Below are 18,935 nucleotides of genomic sequence, written 5' to 3' on the forward strand. Positions count from 1 at the left end.
GTAATCAGCCGGGCAGCGGGAAATTGCTGATCAGCAGCTCACCGGCCTTGGAGGCAGCGCCCTTCGCCACCGTGTATGTCGTGCCCACCTCGGTCATTGCAAAAGCGCCGAACACCTCGCGCACGCCCGGCGTGTCGTTCAGCGAGAGCAGGAACTTGCCCTTGATGCCGGCGAGCTGGGCGGCAAGCCGCTCGAAATCGTCGCGGCCGAAGACCTCCTGGCCATAGTCGGTCTCGCATCCCCAATAGGGCGGATCGAGGTAGAACAGCGTGCCGGCGCGATCGTAGCGATCGATGAACGCGGCATAGTTCAGCTGCTCGATCACCACGCCGGCCAGGCGATCATGGATGTCCGCGAGCCCCGGCTCGAGCTTGGTGATGTTGAACCGCGCGCCCTGGGTCACGTCCACCCCGAACACGCGCCCGTTCACCTTCCCCCCGAAGGCGAGCCGCTGCAGATACAGGAACCGCGCCGCGCGCTGGAGATCGGTGAGGCGCTCGCTGGGCAGCGCCCGGAGCCGCTCAAACTCGGCACGACTGGCGACGCGAAAGCGCAGCATGTCGAGCAGATAGGGATAGTGCTCCTGCAGCACGCGGAAGAACGTCGCGACGTCGCCGCTGACGTCGTTGATCACCTCGGCCTTCGGCCGCTGCCGGCGGCGCAGGAAGATGCCGCCCATGCCGACGAAGGGCTCGGCGTAGAGCTGGTGGTCGACCTGCTCGATGATGCGAACGATGCGGCCGGCGAGATTACGCTTGCCGCCGATATAGCCGGCGGCGGGAGACACGGGGGTAACGGCACTCAGCATGGTGGAAGGCTCTGCCTCTTCTGGGGTTGGCGCTGCCGGTCGGCGGCGCAAGGGGAACCGCCGACCGCGACCAGGCCGGCGGGATCTTGGGGGCGCCACGGTGACACGGCACCCGATCTGTAGGAAACAGCCGGAAGCGCAGGCGAAACGGTTTTATGCGGCGGCGGCCTGCTTTCGCTCGCGAAACCGGATGACCTCGCGCCCGACCAGCTCGTTGAACTGCAGCAGCCGCACCTGCAGCGGCAGGATCTCCAGCTCGAAGAACATGTCGACCGCCTGGAGCGGGTTGCCAAAGCCGCTGGAGCCCTGCGCCGGCACGATGCCGAGCAGCTGGGGCGGCACGCGGTGTGCGGCGAGCACGTCGTCGCGCGTCGCGTTCTTGATGCCGAGAAACTCGTCCTTCGCGCCCACCTCGGCGATCGGCAGGATCTTGAGGCTCCCCTCCTTGGCGTTCGGCGCGTGCACGAACAGGTTGCGGAAGTTGCCCGGCCCGCGCGACGCCTTGAGCGCCGTCTTCAAGGCGGTGGTGTCCTTCTCGTCGATTTCGCCGGTGGCATAGAGGATATACCCGGCATGGCTGCCGTTCAGATAATAGCGGCGGCGGAACAGCGTCGCCGCCTCGTTGAGCAACGCCGACTGCAGCGCGCTCAGATATTCCGGCACGCCGTAGATCTCCTGGTTCACGTCCGGCTGGCAGACCTGCTGCACGCTGCCGGGGGCGAACTCCACCTCGTCGCGGTCCCCGGGCACATAGAAGAACCGCCCCGCCTCCACCCCGCGCCGGGTGTATTTGGCGATGGCATGCTCATAGCGCAGCACGCCGCCCAGGACGTTGCGGCGCTCCTCCAGATAGCCGTTGCCGAACACGAGGAAATCCTGCGCCAGCGCCTCGAACGCCGCGGTGCCGAGCAGCGGCGATGCCTGGAACGAGGCCACCAGCAGGTTGCGCTTGAGCATGATGGCGCTGCTGTGGTGCGGCGATACGCGGAACGCGCGCGCCAGGCCGTCCAGGCTCACCGGCGGTTCGTACCAGCGGCCGTTGTGCCAGCACTCGGCCATGTCGAGCAGCTCGCGCCGGTTGAGCACCGGCTCCGGATCGCCGAAGCTGAACGCCAGGCCACCCGAGCTGGTCTCTTCCTTCGCCGGCACCAAAGCCCCAGACGACGCCGCCGCCGTTTCCTGCCGGGACATCGTCCGCGCCCGAGTCCGCTTCGCCATCGATTATCTCCAAGCGCGTCTGCGGCCGCGCGCTGCCGTCCAGTGGTTCGTTGATCAGGATGTGCATCACGGCCCAGGCCAGGTCGCCGTGGCCGATGCTTTCGTCGCCGCGGCTGGTCTTGAAGGTGATCGCCTTGCCCGAGCTGGTGAGCGCCTTCTTGATGCTGAGGAAGCTCGACTGCACGTCGATCCAGCTCGCGTCGAATTCGATGCGGCCGCGCGCAAAGCTGTGCTGCGCCTTCATCACCATCTGCGCCTTGGACTCGAGCGAATATTCGATCTTGGTGCAGCCGCGCACCGTGCCGCTGAGCAGCTGGTACACGGCCGAGCCGATGCCGGTGGCGTCGATGCCCAGATAGGTGCAGTTGTACCGCGCGAGCCGCTGGCGGATGAACTCGGCCTGGGCCTGGTAGTCGAGCCCGCGCAGCTGGTACTTCTCGAGCAGCCGGAACTTGCCCCCGGGCCCTTCCGGCGGCAGCGCGATCACCAGCGCTGCGTTGTCGCCGTTCTCGCTCTCCTGCGGATCATAGCCGGCCCAGACCGCGCGGGTGCCCACCGGACGCGAGCTGAGCGGCTGCACGTCGAGCCAATCGACGACGCTGTCGACCGTCGCGCGCTGCAGCTCGTTGAACTTGAAGGCCGAGAGGCTGTCATCGACGAACTGGCACATCAGCAGGTTCGCGAATTCGTCGGGCGCATATTCGATGCGCAGCTCGTCCAGGTCGAACAGGTCGCAGCCGCGCGCCTCGGCATCCTCGATCGTCACGATCTGGCGCCAGATATTGTCTTCGCACAGCACGCCGGCTTTCAAGCGGCCGTGCCCGGTGTCGATCGAGACCCGGAGCTCCTTTTTCACCCGGCGATTGCGGCGCTCGCCGGTCCAATAGGGGTGCGCCTGGTGCGCCACCGTGGACGGCGTGGAGAAGTAGGTTTTCCGCCAATTCTTGTGCATCGCCATGCCGCTGGCGACCTTGTTCAGCTCCTCGAATCCATAGGTCCAGAAGAACTCGTCGAAATAGAAATTGCCGTGATATGCCTGCGCGGTGCGCGCGTTGGTGCCGAGGAAGATCAGCTGCGGCAGATCCTCGCCCTCGGGCAGCGTCTCGGCATCCAGCACGATCGGATCGCCCTGCAGCTTCACTCCCACCTTCGCCGCGAACTGGATGATGTAGCCCCGGAAGATATGCGCCTGGCTCTTCGATGCGGACAGGAAGATCATGTTGCCGCGCCCGCGCAGCGCGTCGAGCAGCGCCTCGCGGGCGAAATACCAGGTCGCGCCGATCTGGCGGGATTTCAGGATCATGCGGGTGCGCTGGTCGCGCGCGTCCCACCAATCCTGCTGATAGCCGAACAGCTCGTCGTGGAAGATGCGCTCCAGCTCCTCCACCTGCTCGCGGGTGAAATAGTTGGTCTTGGCCTTCTTCTTTTCGCCCCTGTTCCGGTTGCCGACCTTCTCGTTCAGGTCGCCTTCGTGCCCGCCCGGCTGCTCATAGCGCCGCACCCGCGCGGCGGTGGTGACCGCGCGCATGAGCAGGTCGATTTCCTTGAAGTCGCCGGGGGTCTTCTTGTCCTTGTCGACCAGCCCGACGATGCGCGCCTCGATCGCGTCCTCGATCTTGGTGAGTGCCGGCGCATCGTCCCACCGATCGCGCTGGCGCCAGGACTCCACCGTCGCGCGCGAAAGCGCCAGCTCCTCGGCGATCTGGGTAACCGTCCAATAGCGCCAGTACAGGCTGCGCGCCTTCCGCCGTGCATCCACGGGGATCGGCATCGTCGATGCTGGCAGGGGTTCGTCGGCGGCATGCATGGCGCCGCGAACCTAGCCACGCCGAACGCCCGCCTTTGAGCGGCTCGCCTTGTGCAGCCCCGTTTCTACAAGTCCGCTTGCTTGAGAAGATCGCCCGATCCGGTCCCTGTTCGCCTGGTCAAACGCCGCCTCGGCTCGATCACGCAGGGACCAGCACCGCCATGGCCAAACTCTCCAAGTTCTTCCGCGCCTTCGTCGCCGGCCAGACGATCAGCGACGGGCGCACGATCACCGACGAGATGATCGACGACGTGGTCGCGACCTTCAACCGCGACACCTATTCGCCGCGCATCAACATCGAGCATATCGCCGGCTTCAGCCCGGAGCCGCCCTTCAACGGCTATGGCGACGTCGCCGCCGTCAAGGCGCAGGACGACGAATTCACCATCGATGGCAAGTCCGAGAAGCGCCGCGCGCTCTATGTGCAGGTCGCCGCCAACGACAACCTGGTGAAGCTCTCGGCCGATGGCCAGAAGCCGTATCCGTCCGTGGAGCTGACCCCGGATTATGCCGGCACCGGCAAGGTCGGCCTGGTCGGCCTCGCCTTCACCGACACCCCCGCTTCGATCGGCACCCAGAAGCTGCAGTTCTCGCGCACCGCGCCAGGCACCATTTTCAGCGCCTCGGATCAGGCGGTCGCGATCGAATTCGAGCAGGGCGCGGCGGGCATCGCCGACGCCATTGCCGCCGGCATCGCCAAGGCATTCGGCATGTTCCGCACGGGCGAGCAGCAGGATCAAAAGCCCGAGCCGAAGCCGGAGCCCAAGCCCGCCAACGACAACACCTTCGACATGACAGCCTTCAGCAAGGCGATGAGCGATGCCGTCTCGGCCGCGGTCAAGCCCGCGCTGGACGCTGTGGGCGAAGTCCGCGGCGAGCTGGCGACCATGAAGGGCCAGCTCGAAACCACGCCAGCCGGGTTCAGCCGCCCGCCGGCCAGCGGCGGTGCCGGCCAGCACCTCACCGACTGCTGATCGTCGCCCACCGCCTCCCCACGCCCGCGCCCCTCCCCCGCACCCCGGAGCAACTTCCATGCAGAATCAGACCCGCGTGCTGTTCAACTCGTACCTTGGGCAGCTCGCCAAGCTGAACAACCTCGACGGCCACTTCTTCGCCCCCGGCTCGACCGAGATCAAAAGCTTCTCGGTCGCCCCCGCGATCGAGCAGAAGCTGCTCGCGAAGCTGCAGACCACCAGCGACTTTCTGTCGCGCATCAACGTGATCCCGGTTGCCGCGCAGATTGGCGACCGCGTCGGCGTCGGCGTCACCCGCACGCTCGCGGGCCGCACGGATCTGTCGGTTCCCGGCAACCGCCGCCGACCGACCAGCCCCTTCGGCAGCGACGCGATCGACCAGTACATCTGCAAGAAGACCGACTACGACTATGCGTGGCCCTATGCGCTGCTCGATGCCTGGGCGCACCGCCCGGAATTCCAGCAGCTCTGCCGCGACGCCGTGCTGGTGCAGAAGTCGCAGGACATCATCACCATCGGCTTCAACGGCGTAGACGCCAAGGCGCAGACCGACCGCGTCACCTATCCGCTGCTGCAGGACGTCAACTATGGTTGGCTCTACAAGATGCGGACCTACGCGCCGAACCGCGTCCTGTCCCATGGCGGCCTCGATCAGGCGAAGGTCTATGTGTCGGACAGCGGCAGCGCCGATTACGAAAACCTCGACGCGCTCGTCTTCGACGTGATCCACAACCTGCTGCATGAGCAGTTCCGGGGCGCGACCGACCTGGTGGTGATCGTCGGCAGCGATCTTGTTCACGAGAAATACTTCAAGATCGTGAGCGAGGCCGGCAACACCGCCACCGAGATCGTCGCGCGCGACGTGATCCTGTCGAGCCGGCAGCTTGGCGGCAAGCCGACCATGCAGGTGCCGAACTTCCCGGCCAATGCGCTGATGGTCACCAGCCTCAGCAACCTGTCCTACTATCAGCAGACGGGTTCGGCGCGCCGCAACGTCGTCGAGGAATCTGCCTACGACCAGATCGCCAACTACGAGAGCGTCAACGACGCCTTCGTCGTCGAGGAATACGGCAAGGCCGCCCTGGTCGAGAACATCAAGCTTGGCCCGAAGGTCTGAGGACCTGCGCCAGGTCTGCCCGCCCTCTCCCCACCCAGCACCGGAACGCATCATGAGCCCAGCTCGCCAGCATCGTGACCGCTTCGCCGCTTCGGCCAGGTCCGATCACACCAGCACAGTCGTTGCCGCGCCGGAGGGCGAGGGCGGGCAGGAACCCCTGCTCGCCTCCCCCATCGTGTCTGCCAGCCCCGCGCGTCTGCACTCGCTGCAGCACGCGGCGCGCGCGGCGATCGAAGATCCCGCCGCGCTCGATCCAGCGCTGGGCGACGGGCCCGATGCGCAGATCATGCTGCGCCTGGTCCACGACATGCGGCGCCTGAAGGGCATCCAGTCGATCGAGAAGAAGATCGAGGCCAAGCGCGAAATGCTGCCCGCCTATCGCGATTGGGTGATGGCACGCCTCGCCGCGGCGGCCGAGGCCGGCAAGGCCGTGGCCGACGAAGTGATCCCCACCATCATGGTCTGGCTGATCGACGTCGGCGAATATCGCGGTGCGATCGAGCTGGCCGAATACATGCTGCTGCACGATCTGCCGATGCCCGCACGCTACCAGCGCACCACGGCCGCTCTGGTAACCGAGGAAATCGCCATCGCCGCCATCAAGGCGCAGAGCACCGGCCAGCGCTTCGAGCTGGGCATCCTCTGGGCAGTCGAAAGCCTTACCGAGGGCGCGGACATGCACGATCAGATCCGCGCCAAGCTCTACAAGGCGATCGGCCAGGAGACCGCGCTCGCGGCCGAGGCGCTGCTTTCGGCCGACGATCAGCGCCCTGCGCTCGACAAGGCACTCGATGCGCTGCGCCGCGCGCACCAGCTCGACGAACGGGCTGGCGTGAAGGGTAACATCCGGAAGCTGGAGAAGCTGCTCGGCGCGGCTGCTCCGGCCACCACCACCGAATCCGCGCCCGCCCAGGGCGCCTGACCAGCTCGCCCCCGGCGCTCGGGGGCGGATCGCGCGCGACGGGAGGGCCTACGGGCTGAGGGCCGTCGCGGACCCGGTCCCCACCCCCGTTTGCCGGGGTCGCCACCGAAGGAACCGCGATCCGATGATGATTGGCCTCGACCTGCTGCTCATCCTGCTTGGCCTCTGTGTCGCGGGCGTCGGCTTCGCGCGAGCCATGATCGCGAGCCTGTTCGCGGTTTCCGCATCGGCATACTGGAAGGGAATCAGTATGGCCGTAGCGAACCTGCTCGGCTTCGTTCTCTGGTGCGCCGTGTTCGGCCGGGTGGCGCTCGCATGAGCGGGTTCGGCTGCCCTCCCATCCTGACGCCACCACCCGCCGCGCCCGATGCCGCACCTATCTTCAACGACGGCTGGTTTCCGGATATCGACCCCGCCGAGCTGCGCAAGGCGCGGCGCATCCCCGGCGATCTGCCGGCGGATCGCCTGCGCGCCGCCGTGCGCGAGGCGATCATCTGGACCAACGACCAGCTCGAGGATTGGCGCGCCGAGCAGTCGGCCCCCAGCTTCGCCGAGGTTCCCGCGCCGACGCTCGACGGCTTGAGCCGCAACGTCGTGCTGTACCAGCTCGCCGTGGGCGCGTCCGCCAAGGCACTGCTGATCGAGCGGCAGCGCGACGTCGACCTCACCGGCGCCGGCCAGCGCAAGGTGGACGAGCTGGACGACTCGATCGGCGAGCTGCGCCGCGACGCGCTCCACGCCGTGCGCCGGATCCTCGGCCAGACCCGCACCAACGTCGAGCTGCTGTGATGGCGGACATTCTCACCACGCGCCAGGGCGACACGCTGGACGAGCTGCTGTGGCGCGAGCGCGGCCTCGGCCCGGAAGCGCTCGACGCGGTGCTCGCCGCCAATCCCGGCCTGGCCGAGCGCGGCCCCACCCTTCCGATCGGCACGCCGGTCACCCTCCCCGTCCTCGCCGCCCAGGCACCGCCGGTGCGCGAGACGGTCCAGCTCTGGAGTTGACCATGGAACAGAAGATCGCGGCCCTGCTCGACGCATTTTTCGCGCTGCTCTCGGGTATTGCCCCCGGCGCGATCGGCGCGGCCGTGGGGCTCGCCTGGCGCAAGGGCCTCACCTGGCGCGAGCGCTTCATCCAGCTCGTCGTGGGCATCATTGTGTCGTGGTTCGCAGGCCGCGCGATCGGCGCGATCTGGGCGCTCGATCCCTTCGTGCTCCAGGGCATCGCCTTCACGGTCGGCATGATCGCCTTCGAGGCTACCCCCCGCTTCATCGCTGCGGCGGCCGACGTGGCCGGCACCATCCCCGCGACCTTACGCGACCGCTTCCTCGGCAAGGGAGGCGACCAGTGAGCTACGACCGCGCCGCGCTGGAAGCCGAGCTGATCCGCGACGAAGGCGAGGAACTCAAGGTCTACCGCTGCACCGCGAACAAGCGGTCCATCGGCGTCGGCCGCAACCTTGATGACGTCGGGATCTCCAAGGCGGAGTCCGCCGCGCTCGGCATCACACTCGCCAGCGTGCTCAAGAACGGCATCACGCGCACTCAGTCTCGCGCGCTGCTCGCGAACGACATCGATGCCTGCGAGCGCCAGCTCGACGCCAAGCTGCCCTGGTGGCGGGGGCTCAGCGACGTGCGCCAGCGCGTGCTGCTGAACATGTGCTTCAACCTCGGCATCACGGGCCTGCTCGGGTTCAAGAACACGCTCGCGAAGATGCAGCGCGGCGACTTCGCCGCCGCCGCCGCCGGCATGCGCGCCTCGCTCTGGGCCCGCCAGGTCGGCGCGCGCGCCGAGCGCCTCGCGACCATGATGGAAAAGGGAACCGCATGATCAAGCTGATCACCGGCGCCTGGTCGGCGCTCCATAAATGGGCCGGCAACAGCTGGCTCGTCCTGCTCGCCCTCAGCCTCGCCACCGCGGCCCTCTACGTCGATGCGCGCCGCGTCCGCGCCGATCGCGATGCCTGGGCGTCGTGGGCCACCGCGACCTGTGCCCTTGCAGGCGCGACGCCCGCCGCCACGACGGCCGAGCGCGTCGATGCCGCCGGGAAGCGCCACAAGGCGGTGCTGCCGCGCGGGGTCGCCTGCAGCGAGGCGGTGCAGGATCTCGCCGCCTTCCGCGCGGGAACGCTCGCCAGCACCGCCCGCCTGCTCACCGCCGCCGCTGCCGAGCAGCAGGCCAAGGCCGTCAGCGACCGCACCACCGCCCAGGCCGAGTCCGGGAACCGGGCCGTCGCCCTCACCACCATGGAGAAAGCCGATGCGCAGATCCGCGACGACGATCGCGTCGATGGCAGCTGGTTTGCTGCTCTCAACCGCCTTGGCGGCATGCAGCCCAGCCATTGAGCACCGCCCGGCGGAGGTGGTCGCCGTTCCTGTGAAGGACACGCCCTCCGCCGACCTGCTCGTCTGCCCCGAGGCCCCGCCCGCATTTCCCACCGATCAGGTCGCCACCATCCCCCCGCCCCTGCGCGCCGCCCTGCGCGGCCTGGTGCTCCACGATCGCGACCAGCGCGTCCGCTTCCGCCGCCTGATCGAATGGATCGCCGCAAGAACCTGCAAGCCCGAACCGGAGACCCGTTGAAATGGCCAAAGCCGCCACCGCTGAACTGCAGGCGCAGATGCTCTCCGCGCTGCAGGCGCTCGCCCCGGCGACCGATGCCGTGCCGATCGCGCCCAGCGACACCGCCGATCTCGATCAGGAAGCCTCGGCAATCGCCTGCGGCGGCAACGCCGGCACCGTGAAGCTGCGCACCGCCGCCGGCAAGGATCGCACCATCGCCATTGCCTCGGGACAGACGATCGCCTTGCGCTTCAAGCGCGTGTTCAACACCGGCACCTCCGCGACCGGACTCAGCGCGCTGCTGAGCGCCGTGGCGCTGGCCATGACGCCTGCCCCGGCCCCGACGCCCACGCCCGCACCCACGCCCCAGCCGACGCTCAGCCTTTCGAGCGCCGTCACCAAGGCCGAGGGCAATTCCGGCACAACCGCGTTCACCTGGACGCTCACCCTCAACCGCGACGGCTCGACGGCCGCCTATCCGTTCACCTGGGCGGTGACCGGCAGCGGCAGCAACCCGGCGAATGCCGCGGACTTCGGCGGCACCTTCCCCAGTGGCAGCGGCACCTTCGCAGCCGGCGAAACCACCAAGACGATCACCCTGCCGGTGAGCGGCGACACGGCGGCCGAGCCGGACGAAACCTTCACGCTGACGGTCACCGCCTCGGGCCTCAACACGGTCACCAGCACCGGCACGATCAGCAACGACGATCTGCCGACGCTTACGCTCACGCCCACCACCGCATCCGTCCCCGCCAGCGCGGCACCCGGCTACCAGCTGGCGGCGATCGGCAACGTTCCCGCCGGGGTAACGCCCACGCTGACGCCGAACGACGGCCGCTTCCTGATCGGCGGCGGCGCCGGGACCGGCTGGGTTGTCGTGCTCGGCAACGCCGCAATCAGCGACGGCAAGGTCAACATCAACGTCGCAGCAGGCGGCGCGAACGGCGCGACTCTGGCGCTCACCATTACTGCAATCGGCACGGGCACCTCTGCAAACCGACTCAGTTTCGCGGGCACCGGCTTCCGCGAAAACGTCACGGCTGGCCGAAACGTCAGCGGCACCACCGTGGGCCCGTGGGACCTCAACCGGACGTATCTCTTCTGCGGTGCCGATACCTACTTCTGCACCGGGGATTGGGACCTTCCGAACCCCGAGTTCTACTACAATCACCAGACCTACCTGGCTGGCGGCGGAACGTCGTTCGTTCAGGACTCCAACTATGCGGCGACGTTCGACGGGTTTGCCTTCGAGTGGGGTGGTGTCTGGCGGCAAGCCACGCCTGACAGCACCCGGCTCGATACGTCGGTCGACGGGAAGGGCAAGTGGATCAAGATGGGCGGCGTCACCCTGCCGGCCAACACCAAGATCCGCCTCCGCGCGACATACAAGTTCGACGATGTGGCCGGCCAGACCTTCCCGCGCAACGACTATTACGGCGTAACGGGCGGCGCCGCGCAGGGATCGACGACCTCGATGGCTGCGACCCTGACGAACAATGCAGCCTACAACAACTCGAACGTCGCAGCGCTTCGCCCGACCAAGATGGCGGCCAAGGGGGGCGATGGGCGTCCGTGCGTGCTGCTCATAGGCGATAGCAAGGGCTTGGGCCGCGACGGCGCGGCTGCGGCGCTGCAGATTTCGCCGCGTCTGGAAGCGGGCTATGCCAGCCTCGGCCTGGACAGCAACGTCGGGGCCAAGCGCCTCCCGTTCGCCAACTTCTGCGTGAGCGGGCAGAACGTGGAGAATTTCGGCAACCCGGCACTGGTCGGCGGTATGCTCGAAATGATCGACAAGCTGGTCGAGCGCAACGGCGGCCTCCTGCCGTATGACGTGCTGCTGAGCCAGCACGGGACCAACAGCATCGGCGGATCGGCGATCCTCAACACGCTGATCCAGAGCTATCGCGACATGTACGGTCTCTGGCGGACGCGCGGCGGCAATGCGCCGGTCCCGATCGCACAGCTTGAACTGACCGCGTACGCCGCGGCCGGCACGGACGCCTTCGGTACGCTCACCGGCCAGACCTTCCGGCCCGGCGGCGTCGACCAGTACCCGAACGGCATCCGCTGGAAGCTCAACGAGGCTATCGGCGGCACGGATGGGCTGGGCGACGCGGCGGCGACGCTGCGCAACGGCACCAACGCCATCACGTGGAGCGAGGCGCCCTGGCGCGACGGCGCAGCGGACACCGGCGCCAACCGCGACAAGTGGCCGGTCGCCCCATTCAGCTCCACCCTGGCGGCCGCCTGGACGGGCTCGGGCGCGTTCAAGGTGGTCGGGCAGTTCCCGTACAAGCTGGCCGTCCAAATCCAGCTGGACTCGGGCGGCTGGGCATACGGCATCGTCTCGTCCGTTCAGGACAATGGCGACGGTACGAGCACGGTCGCCTGTGTCTGGCAGGGCGGCACCGGCGCGGCGGCTCAGGGCGCCACGATCCGGGGCGTCTACGCGGGCGGCAACGGCCTGCACGAAAGCACCTATGCCCATGAAATCCAGGCTGCGGCGGTCGTCCGGCTGAAGGTGAAGATGGGCCAGGGCCTCTGACGTCCGCGACGAGGAGGCGATCGGTGCCCTCGCCTCCTCGTCCGGTCCCATCGCGGCATCCTGGGAAATTCGGACCAATGAACAAACCCGATAGCCTGCGCCGCGTGTTGCTGGCCCATGTGCTCCAGCTCGGCGCCGATCCGTCGAAGCTCAGCCTCTTCGTCGACAAGGGCCGCATCGCCGCGCGGCCCGGCGGGCTGTCGTTCGAATATCGCTACACCCTCAACATCGTCGTGCAGGATTACGCCGGCTCGATCGACGGGCTGATGGTGCCCATCCTCGCCTGGATCGCGCAGGCGCAGCCCGAACTGCTCGAGGCCGGCCAGCAGGAGCCGTTTCGCTTCGAGTCCGAACTCCTCGACGGCGACACGGCCGACGTGTCGCTGTGGATCGAGCTGACCGAGGCGGTGTCGGTCGAAGCGCTGGCGCAGGGCGGCTTCAACGCGGTCCACCTCCCCGAGCCGCGGCTCGTCGAATGAGCGGCGACCTGGCCGAGCTGGAGCGGATCGCGGGTGCGCTGCTGCGCACGACGGCGCCGTCGGAGCGCCGCCGGATCCTGCGCGCGATGGTCAAGGACCTGCAGCGATCGCAGTCCGCGCGGATCGGCCGCCAGCAGAACCCCGATGGCAGCGCCTACACGCCGCGCAAGGCCAAGCCGGCACCGCGCCCGGGCAACTATGCCGTGAAGTTCCTCTACCCCAAGGGCGCCGCCGAGCCGCGCCTGGTGCTCATGAAAAGCTGGGCGCACGAGGGCAACCTGCTCACCGGCTATGACGTCGAGGCCGGCGGCGTGCGCAGCTTCTTCTGGGACAAGGTCGACCGCTGGCTGCCGCTGGAGCCCGAGGAGCAGAACAAGGGCGCGGGAAAATACCGGCGCAAGGGCAGCATCCGCCGCGCCGCCATGTTCCGCAAGCTTCGCAGCGGGCGCAACCTCCGCGCCGGCGCCACCGATCGCGAGGCGTGGATTGGCTTCGCCGGCCGCGCGTCGGAGATCGCCAGCGTGTCGCAGGAAGGGCTGATGGACCGCCCGGCGGCCAAGGCAAAGCCAGTGCGCTATGCCCGCCGAGCGGTCCTGGGCGTCACCGACGCCGAGGCTGGCGCGATGCTGGATCGTCTCTTGCGCCACCTGAACCCCTGACATTGTAAAGCGACACCTCTACAAGCCGAGCTACTGGCAGCAGACCGGGCACCGCCGCGACATGGCGGCATGGCCGATACCTCCGTCACCTTCACCGCAGTCGATCTCTCGCGCCTGCCGGCGCCGAAAGTGATCGAGCAGCTGAGCTTCGAGCAGATCTATGGCGAGATGCTCGCCTCGCTCGTTCGGCTGAAACCGGACTTCGACGCGACCGTCGAATCTGATCCGGCAGTGATCCTGCTGCAGGTCTGCGCCTATCGCGAGATGCTGCTGCGCGGCCAGATCAACGACGCCGCCAAGGCGGTGATGCCGGCCTTCGCCACCGGCTCCGACCTCGATCACCTGGCCGCGTTGATGAACGTCACCCGGCTGGAGCTCGATCCCGGCGACGCCGCCAACAACGTGCCGCCAACCTATGAGGATGACACCTCGCTCCGCGCCCGCGTGGTGCTGGCGCCCGAGGGCTTCTCGGTAGCAGGCCCGGAGGGCGCCTATATCTACCATGCCCGCTCCGCCGATGGCGACGTGCTGGACGCCAGTGCCACGAGCCCCGCGCCCGGCCAGGTGCTGGTGACGATCCTGTCGCGCCTGGGCGACGGCACCGCCTCGCCCGAGCTTATCGCCAAGATCGCGGCCCACGTCTCGGCCGAGACGGTCCGTCCGCTCACCGATGCGGTGACCGTGCAGTCCGCCACCATCGTGCCCTACCAGATCCGCGCCAGCCTCACGACGTACAGCGGGCCCGACGGCTCGATCGTGCTCGCCGAGGCGCAGCGGCGCGTGCAGGACTATCGCGAGCGCCAGCACCGCCTGGGCGTCGACGTGACGCGCTCCGGCATCTTCGCCGCGCTCCACGCGGAGGGCGTGCAGAACGTCGTCCTCGCCGAGCCGGCGGCCGACATCGTGGTGGATCGAACGCAGGCGGCCTTCTGCACCGCGATCGATGTCACCTATGCGGGTATCGGCGAATGAGCAGCAGCCTGCTTCCGCCGAACGTCACCGCCCTTGAACGCGCGATCGAGGCGGCGACCGCGCGCATGGGTGCGCTGCCGGTGCCGCTGCGCGACCTGGTCAATCCGGACACCTGCCCGCTTCCCCTCCTGCCCTACCTGGCCTGGGCGGTGTCGATCGACGCCTGGTCGAGCGATTGGCCGGAGGAGGTGAAGCGCGCCCGCGTGCGCCGCGCGATCGAAATCCAGCGGCACAAGGGCACCGCCTCGTCGGTGCGCGCGGTGGTTCAATCGTTCGGCGGCGCCGTGGCGCTGCGCGAATGGTGGCAGCTCGATCCGCCCGGCGAGCCCCACACCTTCACCATGGCCGTGGAGCTGAGCGGCGGCGGCGGCGCTCCCGCCACCGCTGCCTTTGCCGATGCCGTGATCAACGAAGTCCGCCGCACCAAGCCGGTGCGCTCGCACTTCACCTTCACCCAGGGGCTCCGCTTCACCGGTGCGACCGGCCTGATCGCCGCTGCGCGGCCCCTCGTCTTCACCCGCCTGGCGTTCGCCGCCTGACCGGAGCCCCGCCGATGTCCGACGCTCTCACCATCACCGTCACCAATGCGGGCCGCGCCGCGCTCGTCAACGCCGCCAAGGACGGCACCAACGCGGTGCGCATCGCCGCCGTTGGTGTGTCTGCGACTGCCATCACTCCCAGCGCTGCCACCACGTCGCTCCCCGGCGAGATTAAACGCATCGCGACCATCTCCGGCGATGCCGTCGCAGCCGATACGATCCACATCACCGTTCGGGACGAGACGAACGCGGCCTACGCCGTGCGGTCGATCGCTCTGTATCTCAGCGACGGCACTCTGTTTGCTGTCTATGGACAGGCCAATGTCTTCGTCGAAAAATCGTCTCAGGCCATGCTGCTGCTCGCGCTCGACGTGCGCTTCGTCGACATCACGGCGACCAGCATCACCTTCGGGTCGACCGACTTCCTCAATCCACCCGCCACAACGGATAGGGCCGGTGTCGCCGAGCTGGCGACGGATGCCGAAACCAGCGCCGGCACGGACGATCGCCGCGCCGTCACGCCCAAGGGCCTGAGCTTTGCCCTTTCCGCGCGCCTCGCCGGCTGGGGCAACGACATCTGGCGCGCAAGCAACGACGGCGCGGGCTCGGGCCTCGATGCCGATCTGCTCGATGGGCAGCAGGGCAGCTGGTACGCGGATATCAGTGGCCGCCTAGGCTATGTGCCTGCGAACCGTGCGGGAGACGCTTTCACCGGGCGATGCACGTTCGGCGGCGGCGTTACGGGAGGCAATGGCGTCGGCACCGGCACTCCGTTCCTCGGCGAGCTGGAGATCAAGGGCAACGGCGTGGGCGCCGCCATGCTCGCATTCCACCGTCCGAACGCATTTGCCGCCTATCTTGGCGTAGACGTCGACAATCAGCTCAAGTTCGGCGGATCTAGCATGGGCGCGATTTCGTACGCGCTTTGGCACGCGGGCAATGATGGCGCCGGTTCGGGTCTCGACGCGGACCTGCTCGATGGTCGGCAAGCTGCCGATTTCCTGTCCAAGGCCGGCGACACGGCGTCAGGCAGGTTGGTGTTCAGCGCCGCCGCCGCCGGCAACGGAGGCGTGGCAGCACCAACCGGCGACCGCGGCGAAATCGAGGTCCGCGGTAATGGCGTCGGCGCGGCGATGATGACCTTTCATCGCCCTGGCGGCTTCGGCATGCACTTCGGGCTGGATACCGACAACCGCCTCAAGGTCGGCGGCTTCACCTTCGGCAACGAGGCCTATCAGATCTGGCACAGCGGGAGCGACGGCGCCGGTTCCGGCCTCGACGCCGATCTGCTCGACGGGCATGACGGCGGCTATTACGCGGACGTTCTTGCCCGTCTCGGCTATGTGCCGGTCCAGCAGGGAACCGGCATCGGGCAGCTGCCGAACACCATCAAGATCGGATGGTCAGGCGCGCGCGTGAAGATGACGGTCGACGCAACCGACATCGGTAACGTCCTGTTCGACAGTCATGTTGCCGACGTCTGGCGGAGCAGCAACGACGGCGCGGGCTCCGGCCTGGACGCCGATCTGCTCGACGGTCGCCAGGCGTCCGACTTCGCGCTGCTGAGCGACGGCTCCCGCTTCGGATCGAACGGGAACGGCTATTGGGAGCGCCGCCCCAACGGCGTGATCGAGCAATGGGGGAAGGTGACGGGTCCTTTCACCGAGAGCGCGGTCGGCATCAGCTTCCCGGTCCCCTTCGCCGACCCCAATTCGGTCGTGGTCACGCCCGTCGCCGTCAACGCGAGCGCCAACAACCGTTTCGACATCACCGTGCAGCGCGTCGATATCTCGGCAAATGGCTGCACGCTGATGGTCCAGTACACTGCCGCCTCGAGCTCGATCAATCAGATCGACGGCATCGACTGGCGCGCGGTCGGCATTTGAGCAGCAAAGGAAATCCCATGAAGACGACGATCAACAGCGTGGATGCGAGCGCCGGCACCGCTTCGGTGACCTTCGAGCATGACGGGATCACCCATACCCGGGACGTGAACATCTGCCGCACCGCCAAGGGCAAGTTCGATGCGGCGGCGACCGATGCGCGCATCGCGGACGTCGCGCGCGGCGTGGAGGTGAAGATCGCAGCCGGAGCGATCACCAATCCGCTCCCGGCGCAGGAACAGAATTCCCCCGCGACGAAATAGCCGCACCTTGTAGAGCTGCTGTCTTACAAGCTCGGACCCGCGCGCGGCGGCGCTGCCGGCGGCACAGTCCGGCACCGTGAGCGACCTCAACGATCCCCGCCGCCTGATCGGCAACCTGATGCGCCTGGGCACGATCGAGAGCATCGATCTTGCCCAGGGCACCGTGCGCGTTCGCGTGGGCGAGATCGTCACCGGCGACATTCCCTTCGCCGCGCCGCGCGCCGGCGCCATGCGTATCTGGGCGCCGCCGAGCATCGGCGAGCAGGTCCTGCTCTTCTGCCCCGAAGGCGACATCGAAGCCGGCATCATCCTGGGCGCGCTGTTCTGCGATGCGCACCCCGCCCCCACCGCTGACGGCACCTATCTGGTCGATTTCGGCGACGGGACGCGGCTCGCCTACGACAGCGAGGCGCGCAAGCTCTCGATCACCGTGGCCGGCGCGGCCGAGATCTCTGCCCCCGATGGCCTCACCATCAACGCCGACGTCCAGCTCAACGGCAAGGTGGACGCGACGGGCAAGATCACCAGCGCCGAGGACGTCGTCGCTGCCGGCAAGAGCCTCACCGGCCACAAGCATCTGCAGGTGCAGCCCGGCAACGGCGTGTCGGGGGCGCCGCAATGAGGGGCATGGATGCCGCCACCGGCAAGCCGCTGGCAGGCGAAGCGCACCTGTCGCAGTCGATCGGCCGCATTCTCTCCACGCCGATCGGCACGCGCGTCGGCCGCCGCGACTTCGGCTCGCTGCTGCCCGAGCTGATCGACCAGCCCGCGAACCCCGCGCTCCGGATCCGGATCTTCGCTGCGACTGCCCTGGCGCTCAAGCGCTGGGAGCCGCGCATCCGCGTAACCCGCGTCGGCCTGGCACAGCTCGAGCCCGGCACGGCGACCGTCGTCATCGACGGCATCCGCACCGACCAGCCCCGCGCCGCGTCGCGCACCCGCATCACCGTGCCGATCGCCTCACGATCCGGCCTCACCTTCACCGCCTAGGAGCCCCACGCCATGGCCTATTCGCACGGCATCAACATCACCGAAGTGACCAGCGGCAGTCGCCCGCTCACCACCGTTGCGACGGCAGTGATCGGCCTGGTCGCAACCGCACCGGCTGCGAACGCCGACGCCTTCCCGCTCAACAAGGCCGTCCTGGTCACCGACGCAGAGGCGGCGTTGGGCAAGGCGGGCGCCACCGGCACGCTGCCCAATGTGCTGCGCGCGATCAGCGATCAGGTGCGCTGCCCGATCGTGGTCGTGCGCATCGCCGACGGCGCCAACGCGGCCGAGAAGACGGCAAACGCGGTCGGCACCACCACCGCGCAGGGCCAGAAGACCGGCATGCAGGCGCTGCTCGCCGCCGAGGCGCAGCTCGGCGTCAAGCCGCGCATCCTCGGTGCCCCCGGCCTCGACAGCCAGGCCGTCGCCGAGGCGCTGGCGATCGTCGCGGGCAAACTGCGCGGCATGGCCTATGCCGCGGCGGTCGGCGGCGATGTCAGCGCGGCGATCGCCTATCGCGCCGCCTTCAGCGCGCGCGAGCTGATGCTCGTCTATCCCGATTTCTACGCGGCCGACGCGATCAGCGGCGAAACGGCGATCAGCTACGGCGTCGCCCGCGTGCTCGGCCTGCGCGCGCGGATCGATCAGGAGCAGGGCTGGCACAAGACGATCAGCAACGTCGCGGTCGCGGGCGTCACCGGCATCACCAAGGATATCCAGTTCGATATTCAGGATCCGGCCTGCGAGGCGAACCTCCTCAATGCCGCGCAGATCTGCGCGCTGGTGCGCACCAGCACCGGCTTCCGCGTGTGGGGCTCGCGCACCTGCGCGGAGGAGCCGCTGTTCGCCTTCGAAAGCAGCGTCCGCACCGCACAGGTGATCCGCGACACCATCGCCGCCGGCATGCTGTGGGCGATCGACAAGCCGCTGCGCCCCAGCCTGGCGAAGGACATCGTCGAGACGATCAACGGCACGCTTCGGCAGATGAAGCTGGCCGGCCAGATCATCGGTGGCCGCGCCTGGTACGATCCCCAGCAGAACACGCCTGACACGCTGGCAGGCGGCAAGCTGGTGATCCCCTACGACTTCACGCCGGTGCCGCCGCTGGAAAACCTCTCGCTGCAGCAGCGCATCACCGACACCTATTTCGCCGACTTCGCGGCCGGCGTCGCCGCCTGATCGCACCCCCTCCCCCAT

Annotated in this window: 22 protein-coding genes and 1 pseudogene; 20 read left to right on the top strand and 3 right to left on the bottom strand. The window is 68.1% G+C overall.

Annotated features, from left to right (window positions below; translation table 11 throughout):
- Nucleotides 1-4: 4 nt before the first annotated feature.
- The 3 genes and pseudogenes from SPI01S_RS16695 to SPI01S_RS16705 form a co-directional block, all read right to left on the bottom strand.
- A complete protein-coding gene (locus tag SPI01S_RS16695) occupies nt 5-808 on the bottom strand; it encodes a DNA adenine methylase (RefSeq protein ID WP_066725173.1) in 804 nt (267 codons plus the stop codon).
- Between the two features lie 153 nt (nt 809-961).
- Nucleotides 962-1,999, bottom strand: a complete 1,038-nt coding sequence (locus SPI01S_RS16700) for a phage portal protein (RefSeq protein ID WP_066725176.1) — start codon at nt 1,997-1,999, stop codon at nt 962-964.
- 52 nt (nt 2,000-2,051) lie between these two features.
- Nucleotides 2,052-3,833: pseudogene (locus tag SPI01S_RS16705) on the bottom strand (terminase large subunit domain-containing protein); the annotation flags it as partial.
- Nucleotides 3,834-3,994: 161 nt separating this feature from the next.
- Here SPI01S_RS16705 and SPI01S_RS16710 point away from each other — a divergent pair.
- The 20 genes from SPI01S_RS16710 to SPI01S_RS16805 all read left to right on the top strand — a co-directional run bounded on the left by SPI01S_RS16710 (nt 3,995) and on the right by SPI01S_RS16805 (nt 18,917).
- Entirely contained in the window at nt 3,995-4,807 is an 813-nt protein-coding gene (locus tag SPI01S_RS16710) for a GPO family capsid scaffolding protein (RefSeq protein ID WP_066725178.1), read from the top strand.
- Nucleotides 4,808-4,865: 58 nt separating this feature from the next.
- On the top strand, nt 4,866-5,924 hold the full coding sequence (locus SPI01S_RS16715) for a phage major capsid protein, P2 family (protein ID WP_066725180.1): 1,059 nt from the start codon (nt 4,866-4,868) through the stop codon (nt 5,922-5,924).
- A gap of 52 nt (nt 5,925-5,976) precedes the next feature.
- On the top strand, nt 5,977-6,846 hold the full coding sequence (gpM, locus tag SPI01S_RS16720) for a phage terminase small subunit (protein WP_066725182.1): 870 nt from the start codon (nt 5,977-5,979) through the stop codon (nt 6,844-6,846).
- A gap of 124 nt (nt 6,847-6,970) precedes the next feature.
- Nucleotides 6,971-7,165, top strand: a complete 195-nt coding sequence (locus SPI01S_RS16725) for a hypothetical protein (protein WP_066725185.1) — start codon at nt 6,971-6,973, stop codon at nt 7,163-7,165.
- Nucleotides 7,162-7,635 carry a head completion/stabilization protein gene (locus SPI01S_RS16730; protein WP_066725188.1) on the top strand — a complete coding sequence of 158 codons (474 nt, stop codon included), beginning with the start codon at nt 7,162-7,164 and terminating at the stop codon, nt 7,633-7,635. Before SPI01S_RS16725 ends, SPI01S_RS16730 begins: the two co-directional genes overlap by 4 nt.
- Nucleotides 7,635-7,850, top strand: coding sequence for a tail protein X (locus tag SPI01S_RS16735; RefSeq protein ID WP_066725349.1), 216 nt, complete (start codon nt 7,635-7,637; stop codon nt 7,848-7,850). The genes SPI01S_RS16730 and SPI01S_RS16735 overlap by 1 nt, the downstream gene beginning before the upstream one ends.
- A gap of 2 nt (nt 7,851-7,852) precedes the next feature.
- Nucleotides 7,853-8,197: a hypothetical protein gene (locus tag SPI01S_RS16740; protein ID WP_066725191.1), complete on the top strand. Its 345-nt coding sequence runs from the start codon at nt 7,853-7,855 to the stop codon at nt 8,195-8,197.
- Nucleotides 8,194-8,676, top strand: coding sequence for a glycoside hydrolase family protein (locus tag SPI01S_RS16745; protein WP_066725194.1), 483 nt, complete (start codon nt 8,194-8,196; stop codon nt 8,674-8,676). The genes SPI01S_RS16740 and SPI01S_RS16745 overlap by 4 nt, the downstream gene beginning before the upstream one ends.
- Nucleotides 8,673-9,191 (top strand): hypothetical protein, encoded by a 519-nt coding sequence (locus SPI01S_RS16750; protein ID WP_066725197.1) that lies wholly within the window; start codon nt 8,673-8,675, stop codon nt 9,189-9,191. Before SPI01S_RS16745 ends, SPI01S_RS16750 begins: the two co-directional genes overlap by 4 nt.
- Nucleotides 9,192-9,222: 31 nt before the next feature.
- Nucleotides 9,223-9,429, top strand: a complete 207-nt coding sequence (locus tag SPI01S_RS16755; protein ID WP_066725199.1) for a hypothetical protein — start codon at nt 9,223-9,225, stop codon at nt 9,427-9,429.
- A gap of 1 nt (nt 9,430) precedes the next feature.
- Nucleotides 9,431-11,953 carry a spike base protein, RCAP_Rcc01079 family gene (locus SPI01S_RS16760; RefSeq protein WP_066725203.1) on the top strand — a complete coding sequence of 841 codons (2,523 nt, stop codon included), beginning with the start codon at nt 9,431-9,433 and terminating at the stop codon, nt 11,951-11,953.
- A gap of 77 nt (nt 11,954-12,030) precedes the next feature.
- Nucleotides 12,031-12,432: a phage tail protein gene (locus SPI01S_RS16765; RefSeq protein WP_066725205.1), complete on the top strand. Its 402-nt coding sequence runs from the start codon at nt 12,031-12,033 to the stop codon at nt 12,430-12,432.
- Nucleotides 12,429-13,091, top strand: a complete 663-nt coding sequence (locus tag SPI01S_RS16770; protein ID WP_066725206.1) for a phage virion morphogenesis family protein — start codon at nt 12,429-12,431, stop codon at nt 13,089-13,091. Before SPI01S_RS16765 ends, SPI01S_RS16770 begins: the two co-directional genes overlap by 4 nt.
- A 69-nt stretch (nt 13,092-13,160) precedes the next feature.
- On the top strand, nt 13,161-14,063 hold the full coding sequence (locus SPI01S_RS16775; RefSeq protein WP_066725207.1) for a baseplate assembly protein: 903 nt from the start codon (nt 13,161-13,163) through the stop codon (nt 14,061-14,063).
- Complete coding sequence (locus SPI01S_RS16780; protein ID WP_066725209.1) at nt 14,060-14,602, top strand: phage tail protein I; 543 nt, start codon at nt 14,060-14,062, stop codon at nt 14,600-14,602. The genes SPI01S_RS16775 and SPI01S_RS16780 overlap by 4 nt, the downstream gene beginning before the upstream one ends.
- A 95-nt stretch (nt 14,603-14,697) precedes the next feature.
- Nucleotides 14,698-16,488 (top strand): gp53-like domain-containing protein, encoded by a 1,791-nt coding sequence (locus tag SPI01S_RS16785; protein ID WP_245653637.1) that lies wholly within the window; start codon nt 14,698-14,700, stop codon nt 16,486-16,488.
- Between the two features lie 17 nt (nt 16,489-16,505).
- Nucleotides 16,506-16,748 (top strand): hypothetical protein, encoded by a 243-nt coding sequence (locus tag SPI01S_RS16790; protein ID WP_066725213.1) that lies wholly within the window; start codon nt 16,506-16,508, stop codon nt 16,746-16,748.
- A 76-nt stretch (nt 16,749-16,824) separates the two neighbouring features.
- Complete coding sequence (locus SPI01S_RS16795; protein WP_245653638.1) at nt 16,825-17,370, top strand: phage baseplate assembly protein V; 546 nt, start codon at nt 16,825-16,827, stop codon at nt 17,368-17,370.
- A complete protein-coding gene (locus SPI01S_RS16800; protein WP_066725218.1) occupies nt 17,367-17,738 on the top strand; it encodes a GPW/gp25 family protein in 372 nt (123 codons plus the stop codon). The genes SPI01S_RS16795 and SPI01S_RS16800 overlap by 4 nt, the downstream gene beginning before the upstream one ends.
- A gap of 12 nt (nt 17,739-17,750) precedes the next feature.
- The gene (locus SPI01S_RS16805; RefSeq protein ID WP_066725220.1) at nt 17,751-18,917 is read left to right on the top strand and encodes a phage tail sheath subtilisin-like domain-containing protein; all 1,167 of its coding nucleotides are present in this window, start codon (nt 17,751-17,753) and stop codon (nt 18,915-18,917) included.
- Nucleotides 18,918-18,935 lie beyond the last annotated feature (18 nt).

This window comes from Sphingomonas pituitosa NBRC 102491, assembly GCF_001598435.1.
Lineage (GTDB): Bacteria > Pseudomonadota > Alphaproteobacteria > Sphingomonadales > Sphingomonadaceae > Sphingomonas > Sphingomonas pituitosa.